This is a genomic window from Psychrobacillus sp. FSL K6-1464, assembly GCF_038003145.1.
In the GTDB taxonomy this organism is placed as follows: Bacteria; Bacillota; Bacilli; order Bacillales_A; family Planococcaceae; genus Psychrobacillus; species Psychrobacillus psychrotolerans.
In genome coordinates this window covers 1,373,181-1,389,545 of record NZ_JBBOOP010000001.1, presented here as the reverse complement: position 1 = coordinate 1,389,545, position 16,365 = coordinate 1,373,181, and the positions used below count along the sequence as shown (strand labels likewise).

20 protein-coding genes, 2 pseudogenes and 1 riboswitch are annotated in these 16,365 nt (G+C 33.7%); of the genes and pseudogenes, 2 read left to right on the top strand and 20 right to left on the bottom strand.

Annotation, left to right across the window (positions count from 1 at the left end; translation table 11 throughout):
• Positions 1-136: 136 nt before the first annotated feature.
• From MKX39_RS06655 to MKX39_RS06640, 5 genes and pseudogenes are all read right to left on the bottom strand, one after another.
• The gene (locus tag MKX39_RS06655; protein ID WP_340768841.1) at positions 137-511 is read right to left on the bottom strand and encodes an immunity 22 family protein; all 375 of its coding nucleotides are present in this window, start codon (positions 509-511) and stop codon (positions 137-139) included.
• Positions 512-523: 12 nt separating this feature from the next.
• A pseudogene (locus MKX39_RS06650) lies at positions 524-804 on the bottom strand (T7SS effector LXG polymorphic toxin); the annotation flags it as partial.
• A 156-nt stretch (positions 805-960) separates the two neighbouring features.
• On the bottom strand, positions 961-1,185 hold the full coding sequence (locus MKX39_RS22320; RefSeq protein WP_350474549.1) for a T7SS effector LXG polymorphic toxin: 225 nt from the start codon (positions 1,183-1,185) through the stop codon (positions 961-963).
• Positions 1,186-1,203: 18 nt separating this feature from the next.
• Positions 1,204-1,671 (bottom strand): Imm30 family immunity protein, encoded by a 468-nt coding sequence (locus MKX39_RS06645; protein ID WP_340768840.1) that lies wholly within the window; start codon positions 1,669-1,671, stop codon positions 1,204-1,206.
• Positions 1,672-1,740: 69 nt separating this feature from the next.
• Positions 1,741-2,925 carry a T7SS effector LXG polymorphic toxin gene (locus MKX39_RS06640; protein WP_340768839.1) on the bottom strand — a complete coding sequence of 395 codons (1,185 nt, stop codon included), beginning with the start codon at positions 2,923-2,925 and terminating at the stop codon, positions 1,741-1,743.
• A 337-nt stretch (positions 2,926-3,262) separates the two neighbouring features.
• On the opposite strand from MKX39_RS06640, the gene MKX39_RS06635 reads away from it, so the two are divergent.
• Positions 3,263-3,559: a hypothetical protein gene (locus MKX39_RS06635; protein WP_340768838.1), complete on the top strand. Its 297-nt coding sequence runs from the start codon at positions 3,263-3,265 to the stop codon at positions 3,557-3,559.
• A gap of 767 nt (positions 3,560-4,326) precedes the next feature.
• On the opposite strand, the gene MKX39_RS06630 is transcribed toward MKX39_RS06635, so the two are convergent.
• The 15 genes and pseudogenes from MKX39_RS06630 to MKX39_RS06560 form a co-directional block, all read right to left on the bottom strand.
• Positions 4,327-4,812, bottom strand: a complete 486-nt coding sequence (locus tag MKX39_RS06630) for a DUF6985 domain-containing protein (RefSeq protein ID WP_340768837.1) — start codon at positions 4,810-4,812, stop codon at positions 4,327-4,329.
• Positions 4,813-4,818: 6 nt separating this feature from the next.
• Positions 4,819-5,112: pseudogene (locus MKX39_RS06625) on the bottom strand (HNH endonuclease); the annotation flags it as partial.
• A gap of 15 nt (positions 5,113-5,127) precedes the next feature.
• Complete coding sequence (locus MKX39_RS06620; protein ID WP_340768835.1) at positions 5,128-5,412, bottom strand: hypothetical protein; 285 nt, start codon at positions 5,410-5,412, stop codon at positions 5,128-5,130.
• 564 nt (positions 5,413-5,976) lie between these two features.
• Positions 5,977-6,309: a DUF2185 domain-containing protein gene (locus tag MKX39_RS06615; RefSeq protein WP_340768834.1), complete on the bottom strand. Its 333-nt coding sequence runs from the start codon at positions 6,307-6,309 to the stop codon at positions 5,977-5,979.
• Positions 6,287-6,820, bottom strand: a complete 534-nt coding sequence (locus MKX39_RS06610) for an ankyrin repeat domain-containing protein (protein WP_340768833.1) — start codon at positions 6,818-6,820, stop codon at positions 6,287-6,289. The genes MKX39_RS06615 and MKX39_RS06610 overlap by 23 nt, the downstream gene beginning before the upstream one ends.
• A 9-nt stretch (positions 6,821-6,829) precedes the next feature.
• On the bottom strand, positions 6,830-8,599 hold the full coding sequence (locus MKX39_RS06605; protein ID WP_340768832.1) for a T7SS effector LXG polymorphic toxin: 1,770 nt from the start codon (positions 8,597-8,599) through the stop codon (positions 6,830-6,832).
• 771 nt (positions 8,600-9,370) lie between these two features.
• Positions 9,371-9,757: a hypothetical protein gene (locus MKX39_RS06600; RefSeq protein ID WP_340768831.1), complete on the bottom strand. Its 387-nt coding sequence runs from the start codon at positions 9,755-9,757 to the stop codon at positions 9,371-9,373.
• A gap of 159 nt (positions 9,758-9,916) precedes the next feature.
• A complete protein-coding gene (locus MKX39_RS06595; RefSeq protein WP_340768829.1) occupies positions 9,917-10,606 on the bottom strand; it encodes a zf-HC2 domain-containing protein in 690 nt (229 codons plus the stop codon).
• A gap of 3 nt (positions 10,607-10,609) precedes the next feature.
• Positions 10,610-11,086, bottom strand: coding sequence for an RNA polymerase sigma factor (locus MKX39_RS06590; RefSeq protein WP_340768828.1), 477 nt, complete (start codon positions 11,084-11,086; stop codon positions 10,610-10,612).
• Positions 11,087-11,394: 308 nt separating this feature from the next.
• Positions 11,395-11,568 (bottom strand): hypothetical protein, encoded by a 174-nt coding sequence (locus tag MKX39_RS06585; protein ID WP_340768827.1) that lies wholly within the window; start codon positions 11,566-11,568, stop codon positions 11,395-11,397.
• Positions 11,569-11,581: 13 nt separating this feature from the next.
• Positions 11,582-11,950, bottom strand: coding sequence for a YolD-like family protein (locus MKX39_RS06580; RefSeq protein WP_340768826.1), 369 nt, complete (start codon positions 11,948-11,950; stop codon positions 11,582-11,584).
• Positions 11,947-12,168, bottom strand: coding sequence for a transcriptional regulator (locus MKX39_RS06575; protein WP_340768825.1), 222 nt, complete (start codon positions 12,166-12,168; stop codon positions 11,947-11,949). Before MKX39_RS06575 ends, MKX39_RS06580 begins: the two co-directional genes overlap by 4 nt.
• A gap of 233 nt (positions 12,169-12,401) precedes the next feature.
• The gene (locus MKX39_RS06570; RefSeq protein WP_340768824.1) at positions 12,402-12,524 is read right to left on the bottom strand and encodes a YjcZ family sporulation protein; all 123 of its coding nucleotides are present in this window, start codon (positions 12,522-12,524) and stop codon (positions 12,402-12,404) included.
• 264 nt (positions 12,525-12,788) lie between these two features.
• Positions 12,789-14,084 (bottom strand): NCS2 family permease, encoded by a 1,296-nt coding sequence (locus MKX39_RS06565; RefSeq protein ID WP_340768823.1) that lies wholly within the window; start codon positions 14,082-14,084, stop codon positions 12,789-12,791.
• Positions 14,085-14,226: 142 nt separating this feature from the next.
• Positions 14,227-14,327, bottom strand: a riboswitch (purine riboswitch).
• 226 nt (positions 14,328-14,553) lie between these two features.
• Positions 14,554-14,772: a lactate dehydrogenase gene (locus MKX39_RS06560; protein WP_340768822.1), complete on the bottom strand. Its 219-nt coding sequence runs from the start codon at positions 14,770-14,772 to the stop codon at positions 14,554-14,556.
• Positions 14,773-15,700: 928 nt separating this feature from the next.
• On the opposite strand from MKX39_RS06560, the gene MKX39_RS06555 reads away from it, so the two are divergent.
• Positions 15,701-16,306, top strand: coding sequence for a class I SAM-dependent methyltransferase (locus MKX39_RS06555; RefSeq protein WP_340768821.1), 606 nt, complete (start codon positions 15,701-15,703; stop codon positions 16,304-16,306).
• Positions 16,307-16,365: the final 59 nt, after the last annotated feature.

Sequence of the window (16,365 nt, the reverse complement as noted above, 5' to 3'; positions counted from 1 at the left end):
GTCACTAGGTATCTCTTCAACAAAGAAACCTTGAAAGGCACTTTGCCAATCAAGGTTTCACATAAATTACATTATATCTCAGGTATATCAATCTCTTTGCCTGGAGACTTACTAATTAGAACCTTTTAAAGTTATCTTATTCATAATTTGTAGTAGCAATAAAGTCAAAAGTACCTGTTGAACTAATTTCATTTTTATATTCAAAATTATATATTAAAATTACTGCATTATATGATTTCTTTAGGTTTATACTTTTCTGGATTTTTGGGATGACAATTTCTTCATACGAACAGCCATCTAATAATGCTGAAATATCACTACTACTATTCTTATAGACCGCTTTTTCTATAGTATCCTCATCTGTTTCATCCATATCAATATTAAAATCGATAAAGAATTGGGAAGGGACAGACTCGCCCTCCTCATCATACGTTAAATCAACATACTCTCCTATTGAGTCCTCATCGTTAATATTCCCTAACCAAATTGAAACCCATCCTTGTTTTTCCATTATAGTATCCTCCTACTTTAATCTTAGACCTTGTGGTAAAGACGAAACTCCACCCTCTAATCTTAATTAGCCCAATTATTAAGTCGTCTAACAAATGTATTATAGTCGCTAGAAGTATCTATTATTGCTAACAATTCATTATGTGCTTTAGTTGAGCCTAATCCTCCATGAACACCGTTTGGATTGACAAATTTGACATCGGTTATAGCTGTTCTTAAATCTTTAATCTCTTCAGCACCAATATTCCAATACTTAAATTGTGGAGCCCTTGAAACTAAGTGCCACTCACTCAGTGCGTAAGTCTGGGTAGCATCAAATTCATAAAGTTGCGTTAAAGTATCATCACGTTTTCTTTTAGAACTAATGACTCCCTCCTGCACTCCGCTATTCTAAGTGGGGAAGGCCGACAATATCGCTCACCTGATCCATAATGCTGTTTGCCTCATCCGTCAAGCTAGCGGTGAGATCACCGATAAGTATAAGTCCCTGTTCTTGTCTCCTTCTAGGAATGTTTCGAGTATGTAACCGGAGGAATCAGGGTCCAGTGAATGAAGTGCTGCCTCCATCTGGTTAAGCACTTGTTTAAACTGTTCAGAAAACAACTGGAAAAAATGAAGAAACGGTAAATGACATTCCTGGTAAAAAGAGCAAAAAGAAACCTTGAAAGGTTGTATCCATTCAAGGTTGTAATATTATTTTAAGTATTCCAATATTAAATTTACACTTTTTTCAAATTTACTTGTGTTCTTTTCTTTAATAACAATTAATTGAGAAATAATATATGCTTGAACATCTTTATTCAAGGTAGGTATAATTTCCTTATAAATATTCAACGATGGCTCATGATTTAAGATCCTCTTTTGAAGTATCTTTAACCATTCTTTAGCATGAGGAAGCATTTTAGGAATAGAGTTTGCTAATACTTTTAGAGATGCTTCAGAATCAACAATGTTATCATAAGATTCAATCGCATGAATCAATCCAAACATTACTTCGTCGTTTTCATTTAAATCATCAAACCCTTGACACAATACTTCTATATGACTAACATCTTTCATCTCTAAAATATTTTCTATAGATTTCTCAAATTTTTCTACTTCATTCTCATCTCTTAACAATCGATTATTCTTTAATTCAGTAAGTTCAAATAGAATTTCCAATTGAGTCTACCCCCTGTTATCTATTAAACATATCCGGATATTTCGATTTATTTAATCTTATTACTTCCACTAACCCTGAGCGTATCTCAGAAGTATCGCATCCTGAGCTTCCTCTATTGCCTTACTTCCTTTTACCGCAAGCTTCCCACCCGTACTAACTGAACCTATAATCGGAATCATCGCTGAAAAAGAAAGTGTCTCATTTAATGCATCCCCTCTAGCTGAATAGATAAGACCATTTGCCGCATCTGCAATTTCACCTGCAACTGGTATAAATCCCGCTATATCCAAACCCAACTGTAAAGAATCTAGGAATTTGTTTTCTTTCGGTTTGTCGACTGTAACGGCTTCTTCTTTATATTCAACCTTAGAAACAACTTCGTAGAAAACAGTTTCGTTTACCACATACTCTTTAATGAGTAAACCATTATCATACGCATGATATTTTATATTTTCCGCTACGTTTTCTTCCATAGTCTTCAGTTTCTTTCCTTCCAACGTTTGGAAAGTCGCTGCGGTAATCATCGTACCGATCAACTGTTCCTGTTCTTTTACCCATAAGTCATTTGGATTTAAGTATACCTTCGGAAACAATTCTGTTCTAATGTCGCTTCTAAACGTAAGGACATCCCACTGACTCGGTAAAAAGTTTATATCCTTCACCCCAGCTTGGAACAGTCCTTCCATATCCGTCAACCACTTGTCCATCGTCTGTAAACCTTGTTCAATCGGACTCAGTGCATACGTCTGGGTAGCATCAAATTCATAGAGTTGGTTTAACATATCATCCCGTTTTCTCTTAGAACTAATGACTCCCTCCTGCACTCCACTGTCGTCTAGATGGGGAAGGGCAACAATATCGCTCACTTGATCCATGTTACTATTTGCCTCATCCGTCAAGCTAGCCGTTAGTTCGCCAATAAGTGTAAGTCCCTGCTCTAGCTCCCCATCTAGGAAAGTTTCGAGTATGTAACCGGAGGAATCAGGTTCCAATGAATAAAGTGCTGCCTCCATCTGGTTAAGCACTTGTTTAAACTGTTCAGAAAACAACTGAAAAAAATGAAGAAACGGCAAATGACATTCCTGGTAAAAAGAGCGTATCGCATTTCCTCCCGCTCCCTTTAACTGATCCTCCATCTGGACTAGACCCTCCACCGCCTGGTGAATTGATTTCATTTCACTGCTTAGCCTGTCTAACATAGTTAGGTTGCGGTGTAGCCCATCTTGAAATAAATCTACATCCAATAATTTCATAGGCTTTGCCTCTTCTTAGAAATAAATACTTCCCAATTTTCTTTATTATACAATAATACCCCACAGGTGAACATGCTTCTCCCCCTCTAGCAAACTATTAATAGTTATAATATTCCATTTATACGCGAGGAGGTAAAGGGAGAAGTGATAATATCCAAAAAAATAAACCATCAATTTGTACAGACTTTCCCAAAAAAATGATAAAAAAGAGACAGCAATAATAAGTATTACTAGCCATATTAAAATTCTTTCGAAATGCGTAATATCCTCATGTCCAAACTTAATACCAAAAATTCTTAAATCAATAATTAAAAATGTTATGATACATAAAAGGAAGATGAATAATTGCACAACAAAATTGTCCATATTGAATATAAATGTTAACCCAGCTATAATTCCGATGATTGATAAATATGGACCCCAAGCAACCATGCTCTCTTTTGCTTTTGCATTTGTATTATTCTATGTATCAGAACTTAATAACAGAAAGAAAAATCAAAATTTAGATAATAAAGAGATTCAAAAAAAAGAACTAGAAATTAAATACCAAAAACAAAGGGTTGAACATTTGGAAAAGATTAATTCTATGGAAAGTGAATTTACAAATGTTAATCAAAAAATTAGAAAATTATAAAATTAGAAGAAAATCTAAAAAAACATATGAATAGTAAAACTTCTGAAATTATAAGAAAAACAAAGAAAAATTGTTAGGGAGAAAATATATGAACCAGGTAAAACAGCTAACTTTCTCCCACAATCATGGATCTCACTTTGCTATTCAAATTGATTAATAAAATAGTTCCTCATTTTGGACTTACGCATACTTTTTAGTTTTAAAGTAGTAATATTGGGTTTGGAAAAAGAAGAGCATAAATGAAATTTATTAATAAGATTTATAAGGAGAAGCGAACTCATCAACAACAAATGAGTTTGCTCAAATCTAACTAACTATTTATTGTTTAATTCAACTTAGATAACTAACCTACCACGTATTCTCTGGCACAAATTTAAATTCCTTATTAATACGATTAAAGAAATCAGTCTTTAAACACTCCGTATGGCTTTCTTCCTCGTCACCACTTCTTACTACTCCTATTAGCGACAACTTGTCATGTTTCATAATTAATACTGGTGATCCACGCCTTCACGCATTAGTTTTATTACCCGTACCCTTATCCCCAATATCCGCATCTCCACTTTTGATACTCGTAGGGATATCCGTTTTTGCAGATGACAAATTAAACATAAGGGTATATGGAGTATTCAATTGGGAATGAGTTTTATAAAAGGTATCTAGTTGATATTGAGTTCTGCCCAGTGGACTGTTGACGACATCAAAAAAACCTTGAATAAGCTGTTAGCCATTCAAGGTCAATCTTAGCATCAGTTATATTTGCTGATTTAAAGTACAATATCTTGATAACCTACTTCTTCTACAATTTCGTCTTCAATTTTTATTCCTAAACCATTTTCAATATCCCAAGAGACATCGCAAAGCAAACCCAGTCTTCTTTTTCCATTCTTCCTTACTCTTCTTACAATTAATTCAGTTGGCTTCACTAATCTTTTTAAATCTGAAATAGAATCAATTTTTGGAGCAAAATTGTCTGCTTCTGAATTATTCCCTAACATCTCTCTGTACTCTTCATAGTTCTCAATATAGTAATCATATACTTGCTTTTCTGCCTCATTTATTATATTTTTCATATCTTGAATAAAATTAAGAAATGCTTCTCTTTGTACATTTGAAAAATCAGCACTTTCTTGTGCATCAACGCTTAATATTATTTCTTTTTCCAAATCGAACATTCTAATAGTTGTTTTTCCTCTCCAAAAGTCGTTTTTATATTCAAGTTTTCCAAATAAATCATCATTAATAATTGTCATTTCTTATTACTCTCCTAACTTAACTTTTATATTATATTCGCCAACTCCACCCAAATGTTTAAAAACACTATTGATTTTACTTGGTACCAATTGTATTGTTTCCAAGTCATTAAGTTCGTGCCAAGTATATTTATTATCTTCTCGCCAATCAGCTATATCTTCTGTTGTCCATTTTTGATCTGGTGTACTCCACTTTTTCGCCAATTCTTCATTAGCAATCGAAAAATTTGATTTTCTATCATTAGTCATGTTTTCTAATTTAATTTCACCTTTGGAAAATGAAGAGAAGTCTGGCATTCCGTTTTTGTACTCAAATCAGTCAACACCAGCCTCATCAAGATATTTTTTAATTTCTCCGGTCTTATCAGAGATAAATAACGATTCTGCTCGTTCGCTACTCCATTCACCTTTATTAACGGGTGTAGTTTTTACCCTTTGCTCATAAGAACTATATTTAGGCGCCACGTCAAAACCTCTAGTATAGTCTATCTGCCTTACCGTACCCTTAGCCCCTACATCCACATTCTTTATTTCAGTCTTAGCATCTCCACTTTTGATACTCTTAGGAATATCCGTTTTTGCAGGTGGCAAATTAAACATAAGGGCATTTGACGTATTCAATTGGGAATGAGTTTTATAAAAGGTATCTAGTTGATTTTGAGTTTTGCCTAGTGGACTGTTGTCAACATCTTGATAAACTGGCTAATAGGTGGACTCTAATTTTTCCGTAGTCAAAACATTTCTTGATTGATATAAATCGCTTCCTTTTACGAATTTTTCCACCCGTACTTGCCCAGCCTGCAAAGGGAATTATCGCAGAAAAAGATAGTCCAGTATTTAAAGCATCCCTCTTGCCGCATAGATAACACCATTTACGCCATCTGATACCACACCAACAACAGGTATGAGCCCGGCTAAATCTAATGCAAACTGACGATCTCCATATTTCCATATTCACACGAAACTAAACAGCCAATCGTCGGTTCAATACCGTCAATTGGCTGCATAATAGGGTGTTTTATTAGGATAGTCAGTTCACAGCCTAATGTAAAGACTTAAATGACTAGCTAGTGATACAATTTCATCATCAAGGTTAGGAAGAGCAATAGTACTATCCAATCCATGACTACCAATTAATTTGAAATTAAAACTAATTAAAGATCGTCAAACTTCTTTACCAGTTAAATTATCAACAAATCTTATTTTTCCATTTTCAGAAACTAATTGTAAGTCACTACCTATTGGTAGTTCGTATATTCCCAAAATGGCCGGTTCTATATTTGCTACTGTATTAAAATCACAAACTACTAAATTATCAGGATTATTAATGTATTCATCATCATCATTTTCTGAAAAAAATCTCCAACCATTATCCACTGCATCTATAGATTTCTCTCTCAATATCCATTTCAACTTTCCTGTTTCATTTATTATATTTTTTGAAACAATACATGCCCCAGCTTTTTTAATAAATTCAATAGGTTCTTTTTGATTCATACCTTTCAACCCTTTCAATAAAACTTGATCTATATGGGAATTTTCTAGCGTATTCAATAGCTGAAAATCCTGTATTATCTTTAGAATTAAAATCTAAATTTGGTTGAGAAAAATACAAATTATATAACTTTTCTAATTCTTCGTCTGATTTATTCATTCGAATTATATAAATTAATGCAACTTGCCCCTTTCCATCTTTCTCATTTATATTAACACCATTTTCGATAAATCTTTTACATAATCTATAAGTTTCCTCAATATCATTTTTTCGTTGCCCTAATAAAACATGTAGCACGGTCTCACCTTCATCATTTTTACATAAGACATCAATATTTTTATCTAATAAAAAATTACTGATTTCATAGCGTGAAGGTAAGTCAGTATTTGACAACGAAAAAAATATCAAACTTTTCCCATCAAATACGTTTTTTTCATCACCATCTTTGTATACTTTCATAAATTCACTCGTATTTTTTAATTTTGCAATTAAATCTACTTTTATTGTCAACACCCCTGTTAATTATTCTATTTTATGACTCCTATTAGTACTCGGTAATTCTGGACGATAGTTATCAGGATTATTATACCAATCCCGTAATTCTTTTGGTGTTAACTCACCATTTAAATATCTCTTATGCATATCGGAATATTTATGTTCTGGAAGATGTCCCATGTCCCAAACATTTTTTCTAGGTTGACCAGGTTCCCATTCAATTATTTTTTCTGGATAGAGTGGATCTCGCACCAATCCATCTGGACCTTTTGCATTCTCAAAAGTTACTTCGGGTACTCTCTTTCTAAATGATGGTCTACTTTTAGGATCTTGATAAGGTCTATTATCAATAACCTCTGAAATGACTCCTTCACCTTTAATAGTAACAGATCCGTCTTTGTTTATAATTTTTTGAGCATCAACTTTATCCGTACCCTTAGCTCCAATATCCGCATCTCCACTTTTGATGGTCGTAGGGATATCAGTTTTTACAGGTGGCAAATTAAACATAAGGGCATTTGGCGTATTCAATTCGGAATGAGTTTTATATAAGGTATCTAGTTGATTTTGAGTTTTGCCCAGTGGACTGTTGACGACATCCTGGTAAATTGGCGAATAGATGGACTCCACCTTCTCCGTACTCAAAACATTTCTTGATGAATATAAATCGCTTCCTTTATTTACGAATTTTCCAGCCGTACTCGCCCAGCCTGCAAAGGGAATCATCGCCGAAAAAGAAAGTCCCGCATTTAATGCATCCCCTCTGGCTGAATAGATAACACCATTTATGCCATCTGCTATTTCACCAACACCAGGTATAAGCCCTGCAATATCTAATACAAACTGAAAAGAATCTAGTAATTTGTTTTCTTTCGGTTTGTCGACTATAACCTCTTCTTTATATTCAACTTTGGAAACAACTTCATAGAAAACTGTTTGCCCTACAACATACTCTTTAATGAGTAAACCATTATCATACGCATGATATTTTATATTTTCCGCTACGTTTTCTTCAATAGTCTTCAGTTTCTTTCCTTCCAACGTTTGGAAAGTCGCTGCAGTAATCATCGTACCGATTAGTTGCTCCTGTTCTTTTACCCATAAGTCATTTGGATTTAAGTATACTTTTGAGAACAGCTCTGTTCTAATATCATTTCTAAACGTAAGGACATCCCACTGACTCGGCAAAAAGTTTATATCCTTCACCCCAGCTTGGAACAGTCCTTCCATATCCGTCAGCCATGTGTCCATTGACTGCAAACCTTGTTCAATGGGGTTCAGTGCGTATGTCTGGGTAGCATCAAATTCATAAAGTTGCGTTAAGGTATCATCACGTTTTCTTTTAGAACTAATGACTCCCTCCTGCACTCCGCTATCGTCTAAATGGGGCAGGGCTACAATATCACTCACTTGATCCATGATACTGTTTGCCTCATCCGTTAAGCTAGCAGTGAGTTCGCCAATAAGCGTAAGTCCCTGTTCTAGCTCTCCGTCAAGGAAAGTTTCGAGTATGTAACCGGAGGAATCAGGTTCCAGTGAATGAAGTGCTGCCTCCATCTGGTTAAGCACTTGTTTAAACTGTTCAGAAAACAATTGAAAAAAATGAAGAAACGGTAAATGACATTCCTGGTAAAAAGAGCGGATGGCATTACCTCCTGCTCCCTTTAATTGATCCTCCATCTGAACTAGACCCTCCACCGCCTGGTGGATTGATTTCATTTCACTGCTTAGCCTGTCTAACATAGTTAGGTTGCGCTGTAACCCATCTTGAAATATATCTACATCCAATATTTTCATAGGCTTTGCCTCATCGAGCATATAGAAATAGCCACTTCAAAATATTCTTTATTATACAATAATACCCCACAGATGAACATGCTTCTCCCCCTCTAGCAAACTATTAATAGTTATAATATTCCATTTATACGTGAGAAGGTAAAGGGAGAAGTGATAATATCCAAAAAAATAAACCATACGAATTAATAAACAAAAAATAGAACGTGACTCTTTCACTACCAGATAAAGAAAATAGTAGTTAAATAGATAGTAATGAATATGTAGTTTGATTTTATCTTTACTGAGAGAACTTGCTAATATGTAAGTAAATGTTGTTATTTAAAAAGCTGGAGTCTAAAGAATGTTGCTAATACACTCATCCACTGGTAGTTTTTATCGCTACTTGCCAATAACAATTAGCCTTTCATTTTCATCGATTTAAACCCTGGTGAATTAGAGTATGTACATACCTGGATAATGAAGGAAAAATGTGGACGTAAGTATCTAAAAAATGCGCGCACAGTTGAATATGTACGTGCACCTGGACTATTTCCTACAATTTCAGTAATAGCTAATCCTTCATGAGTTAATTTCAGAATTGCTCTTGCTCTTATTAGGTATGCCTCTATGATTTTCCAAATTGAATCCCCACTTAAGCTAAAACTACTAATTCTTCCACAGATTTAGAAGAATACTCTGTTTTTATACTATTTAGAGTTTCTTCTCCATCATGATGTCTTCCTAAAATAAGCGTAAGCTTTCTAACCACTTTAATATTATCCATGAGTCCATCTACCCTTCAACGATTACAAGATATTTTTTGATTTCTCCTTCAGATTCAACAATTAAAATATCTCCTCTTTCTTTGGCAGAAAAAATCTTTGCACCAACAGGAAGTTTATTCGACATCTCATCTTTAAAATTTGTATTTGCATCATTTTTTGTTTTTATTTCACCGATTTGAACATCTTTTGTTAAAGACAATTCTTCAACCCAATCAATATTAGTTTTGTAGATAACTCCATCATATTGAAAAATATCAGCATTAGAATCCAATTTTAAAATCTCTTCAGCATCAATACTATCAATTGTTACAGTGGTTACTTCCCCATCATTCGAACATCCACTAATCATTAAAAATATTAATGCAATCAGTACATAAAATAATTTTTGAACCAATGTAACACCCCCTGTATATATAGTCGGTAATACTCTATCTTAAGTTTCATCTTCAGTATCATTTGAATAACCGTGTAATGCAACTTCCTTTAGGTCACTCGGTTATCTCCCTCATACGATTAAAGTAACTGATAGTTGGACGAATGCAACGCCCTCATTTTATTCAACGTGAAACATATCTTCTATATCTTTGCTTGCCTTGGGTAAATCCATTCCTTTTTTCCAAATCAATATATTATCTTCTGGAGTTCCGTAATACAACGCCTTTATCTCCGCACCCTCACGATTCATTTCTTGACCTTCGATATTAAAAATATCATACCCCTTCACCATAGAATATGGCGGCTGTGCCCTGCTCTTAATTATTGGTCGTAATGGAGTTAAGTAAAAGTTCCCTTTTTCATCCATATCATATTTTATTCTATATATACTATAACCATCTGTTATATCATTTTCATAAACGATACTTCCGTTTTCCAACTTACTTACGTTCTTTATCTCTACCATTTCGATTGGAACGTTTGTTATGTGCCAATGAAACAAACCGTAATATCCTAATGTGATAAACGATAACAATAATGCACTAATTATTCCCCCTTTAATAAATGATTTGGTTTTTGAACGGTTCCAGAAAGATGAAATACCTTTAATAGCATTGCCATCATTCTTATTTCTCTCCATTTCTTCTTTTGGTAATATAAAATCAGCTTTTATTCTATATAGTTCCTCTTTGCAACTCTCACATTCAACAAGGTGTTCTTCTACTATTCTTTTGCTATCATCACTACACACATTGTCATAATATAATGGAAGCAAATCTTGAACTATTTCACATGATACTTTACTCATTTCCTATTCCTCCTTTAGCAAATCTTGAATTTTACGTTTGGCTCGGTGAAACGTGACTCTCGCCCAACTTTCCGTTCTCTCAAAGAGTTCACTTATTTGTTTGAAGGAAAGTTCACCAAATACTCTTAACGTAAAAACTTCTTTATAAGGCTCTTCTAAGTGACGTAATACCTTGTGAATACGGAAAATTTCTTCCTTATTTAGTATGATTTCTTCAATACTACTTACACTTACTTCAGGTATATCGTCAGTATCAAAACGCTTTTGTTTATTGAGATAGGTAAAGTATGTATTCTTAGCTATTTGACAAAGCCATACATTAAGTTTGCACTTCCCGCTAAATTTATCAATATTTTTTAATGCCTTAAAAAATGTTTCTTGTGTAATTTCTTCAGCTATCTTTTCGTTGCGACTTAACAACAGTACAAACGAGTAGACATCCCTAAAATATTGATTGTAAATCCTCTCAAATTCAGGCACATTTCTACCTCCTTTCATAAATAAGACTAAGTTATGAGGAATTCGTTACAAAAAATAATAAAAAATTGGCAGACGTGTAAGTCTGCCATTAAGTCATGTTTTATTTATTCATAGAAGTCCTTTTATCTGTTAAGGTTTCTGAAATAAGCACCCCTTAGATTTATTGTTTATGATTGGTTTTCTAACTTTACTTTAATTGGTTTAATTACATTTTGCATCTAATCATTCCCTATACGATTTAACGCTTTATATGTCAGAAAGACAAGCACTTTAATAGAATTATTGTTAATAAAATAAATCACCTTCCATTAATCAGGTTGGTGGTTTTTAGCTTCTGCAGCCTCAACTCTATTTATATTTTTACTTCCAAGTGATAATAATTCGTTCCTATTCATTCGTGACATTTCATCTAATGCACCAAGTATTAATTCTGGAGGATGCTCATCCATTAATTGGTTAAATAGTTCCTCGGTTCTATCCAATACTTTCACAACCTTAATCTATTATGGTTACATCTACTATTTCATCTAATTTTAATTGTAGCAAAGAAAATGGGTCTTCTAGTTCAATAACTCTTCTTCGTAAATCCACACTTTCTACAATTCCTCTATTGTAAAAGAATGCTCCATCTCTCCACAATTTAACTTTAGTATCCGCTTTGCTTTTAATGGCCATATCTAAAGTATGTTGAATTGCATCATAATCCCATTCATCTAATTCAGGGATAGGTTCTCTTTTAATCTCTTTACCGTATTCTCTAAGTAAAGAAACGTGTTCGGGAAGCATCATAGCTACCCATTTTTTATTCCCTCTATCTTGAACCTTGGATAAATCAAAAACTGGTTCGTAAAATTCAACGTTCATATAACTTCACGCTCCTTTTGTGTGAAGGGAACAAATGCTAGTACATTATTTACTTTAAAAGTCCTTTTAGTATTTCGTAAAAAACAAAAAGCTTTAAATGTATTACTTTCCACACTTAATACCTTTACTCTTCGCTTGCTAATTTCACCGTTATTATTCATATAAATCATTTCAGATATTTGATCATACTGCAACGACTTCAAAATATTTATACGCACATTCGTTCCCCCTCTTGTTTTTTAGTATACGAACAATAGTTCTATTTTACAACTAGTAATTTTTGGGGAAATAAAAAAGCGACCATCTCAATGAATGAGAAGGCGCTTTTAAAGAAGGAAGTACAAAAAGAAAAGTTCTCTTAACTAACACTTTTCCTGAAAGAAGACATATCATTATATCCATGTCTAAAAAGTGTTATTGGCTAAGCTAACTCTCTCGTAATTTTCCTTTTTTAGTAACTCATAAAACTAGCTCCCACAATAACAAGTAAGATAAACAATACTACAATCAATACGAAGCTAGATCCGTTATTAGAATTATCGCCGTAGCAGTCTCCTCCATTATAACCAGACATCTTATCCTCCTCCTTTCTAATTAATATTTATAGATTATGCAAAGATTGTTGAGCGACTAAGGTAATCCACCTTGTCATTAAGAATTATATTTGTTTCTTTCTTTGGTTCCTTTAAACAAAACATCTAACAAAAAAAACCCGCTCAAATTAATAAGCAGGGTTAAATAAAACTGTACTATTACTTTCTTTCATAGTGTATGTTCCTTTAGGTGTTGCTTTCTATCCAATCACAAATGTGTGTTCCTAGGTCTCTAATACTCTTTCCTATACGATAAATGCAAAGTATAAAAGGAATAATAAACAAAGAACATACATAATTGGATGAATTTCTTTATAACGCTTTTGTGCTACTAAACAAATTGGATAAAGAATAAAACCTAATCCAATACCGATTGCAACACTAGAAGTTAGAGGCATCATAATAATTGTCAAAAATGATGGAATGACAATTTCTAACTTCGTCCAATCAATCTTACGGATTTCCATTGCCATTAAGGCACCTACAATAATTAATGCAGCTGATGTAACTTCCACCGAAATAACGTTAACAAGTGGGGAGAAGAATAAAGCAACTACAAAACAAGCCGCTATAACGACAGAAGTAAAGCCAGTTTTTCCTCCGACAGCAATACCAGCAGAAGATTCAACGCTTGTAGCAGGAGTTGAGGTACCTAAAATAGCACCAATTACACCAGCAGCAGAATCAGCAAGTAATCCTTTACCGATATTCGGAATCTTATTACCTTTCATCATTCCTGCTTGGCTCGTTAATCCAATTAATGCACCAGCTGTATCAAAGAAGGCAACGATTAAGAAGGTGAAAATAACTGTCAGTGTTTGTACATTAAAGATTTCATCTAAATGGCCAAACACAACACCAAATGTTGGTTCTAGGCTTGGGATACTTCCAATAATCGATGAAGGAACTTCGATTAAACCGAAAATCATACCAATACCCGTTGTAATAACCATTGCGTAGAAAATACCGCCATTAATCCCACGTACTAACATAATGATTGTAATAATAAGACCAATAATAGCTAATAAGGTCATCGGTGAAGTTAAATCACCAATCGAAACAAATGTATCCGCATTGCCGATAATGATTCCACCATTTTTTAAACCGATAAATGTGATGAAAAATCCAATACCAGAAGCGATAGCGTATTTTAAATCGATTGGAATGATATTAATAATTTTCTCACGAATTTTCATTAAACTTAATAGCATAAAAATGATTCCGGCAACAAAAACGCCCGTTAAAGTAACTTGCCAGTCAATACCCATTCCAATACATACCGAAAAAGTAAAGAATGAATTTAATCCCATACTAGGTGCAATGGCGATTGGGAAGTTCGCAAGTAAGCCCATCAGAAGTGTACCGATGATTGCAGTAAGAGCAGTTGCAGTAAATACAGCACCATGATCCATACCAGATTGGCTTAGGATAATTGGATTCACGACTAAAATATAGGCAATAGATAAGAAAGTTGTGATACCGGCAAGTGTTTCCGTTTTATAGGAAGTACCCCGTTCTGCAAATTTAAAAAAGTTTTTCATGTTGTAATCTCCTATTTGCAAGATTGAAGGTAATGATCCTAGGTTCGTGTTACAACCTATTCATTTTACTTTCTCTGGATAGCAAAAAAACTTTGACCACTATTTGGACAAAGTTTCTCTACAAAATGGGATAAAAAAATATCATTAATTTCCCATTCCTTGTAGTCAGCTATTTATTGGTAGCTGGTAGAAACTCTCAAGCCATATTCTTGAATTTATACAAGGTATATATTTTCTTTTTAAAAACAATAGGAGAATCATAACAAGTTTAATTTGAATCGTCAATATTATATTTTTCCATTAAAAGATGTAAAAATATTTAAAAAAGAGAAAAAGGTTAAGAAGATACATATCTACAAAAAAACAAAAAATTCAGCTATATTACTGCACACAACTTCTTTGTACTAATAGATGTGGTTAGTAATGATTATTTGTAGTATTGTTGGGGTACAAAAAAAGCCACTTGTAATTAAGTGACCTCATCAAGAACAAATACATATTTTTCAATACTTTCATCTGCTTTGATAATAATTCCAAATACAGTAGCTACACCCTTTGAAAACTTAACATCAGTAAGTTCAATCATACTCTCAAAAATGTTTGGGTTCATTCTTATTTCCTTTACCTGCTTACCCTGCGAGTTGAGATAATCAATATCTTCGTGTATTTTATTTAATAATACTTCCAATTCCTTTCCTCCTTAGGTAACTTCTACTTGATATCATGCCCAAATGGACACTAATAATTTCAAAGCACAATAAAAAAATGGTTTGTATTTAAAGGAACGTGCTAGATCACTCACACATTGATTTGAGAGTTTCTCTATTCATAATCCTCCTCAATCATATTAATTATTTAACCGGTAGCTCGAAATAATATAGGTCATTGTTGGGTAATTGGATATACAGCTAAATAAAGGAAATTAAAACCCCACCAAACTGTATTATACTAATATAGTAAGGTTCCGTGGTTGGTAAGCCTTATTTTCTCCCCAAGCACTCACGTATGTGAGTGCTTTTTTTGTTTTGTTACTTTACTTTTAACCGATAACTAGAAGATGTCACCTAACCTCTTTCGAAGTTGACTTAGAGTGTAGAAAGAATGACTACCGCCTATCATTATAAGCACCCCTTATGATACGTCTCAAACCCTAATTAAATCTGCTTTATCTATTGCATATTGAGCTTACTCCACAGGAAAATATTGAAGACAGGCACATTAAATTTGAATGGAAAGTAGCCACATTGAAAAAGGCTCATCATTTTAAGAAACTATGAATATACCAAATTCAGCTATTTATGATCAATTAATTTCATAATATGCAGAAAAACTTGCTCCAGAGGAAGCAAAATAAGCAGTTGAGAATTTATAATTATACAAAATTAACCACCTTCCTTTAAATCTTGTTGGTTTTTTCATTTTTAATTTCGTTAAATCGGAATACTTCTCCAATTTAGTTTTATTTCTCATTGTAGAATAGCTAGATCACCGGACTTTTCAGGCGTCCCACGATATGACAAGGACTGTGAACAGAAAAGAAATTCGTTCATATACTAGTTTGAGCAATTGTAGACGTTTTTAATTGATCATTTTGTTTCTGAAAGGAATGAATGTTATTGAATGAAAGTAATGCTGAACAAATGGAGTTAAATCGTCTTCATCTTGGATGCGGGCATACAATTCTTGAGGATTGGATCAATCTGGATTTTGTTGCACTAAAAGGTGTGGATGTTATTGCAAATTTGGATGCCTGTGCGGAAGTTCCACTTCCGTTTGAAGATAACAGTATTGAGGAGTTTTATGGGAGTCATTTAATTGAACATATTCAACATACATTACCGATGATGCAGGAACTTCATCGGATTGCAAAACCGGGTGCGAAGGCCAAATTTCGACTTCCATACGGAGCAAGTGATGATGCTTTTGAAGACCCAACTCATGTAAAGCAGTACTTTTTACAATCATTCGGTTATTTTTCACAACCTTATTATTGGCGGGCCGATTATGGATATAGAGGAGATTGGAAAGCTGATAAGATTACTTTACTCGTAAGCGAAGAAAAATACCAACATCTATCGTTTCAACAAATATTGGAAGATGTAATGACTAAGCGGAATGTTGTTCGCGAAATGGTTGTTGAATTAACAGCAATCAAACCGATTCGAGAAGCAAAAAAAGAATTACAAACAAGACCAATCATTGATTTTGTCTTGGTGAAATAATCATAAGGATAAAGTCCACAATAATGACACTTTAAGAACAGTTCGTAAAAGTGAACTTT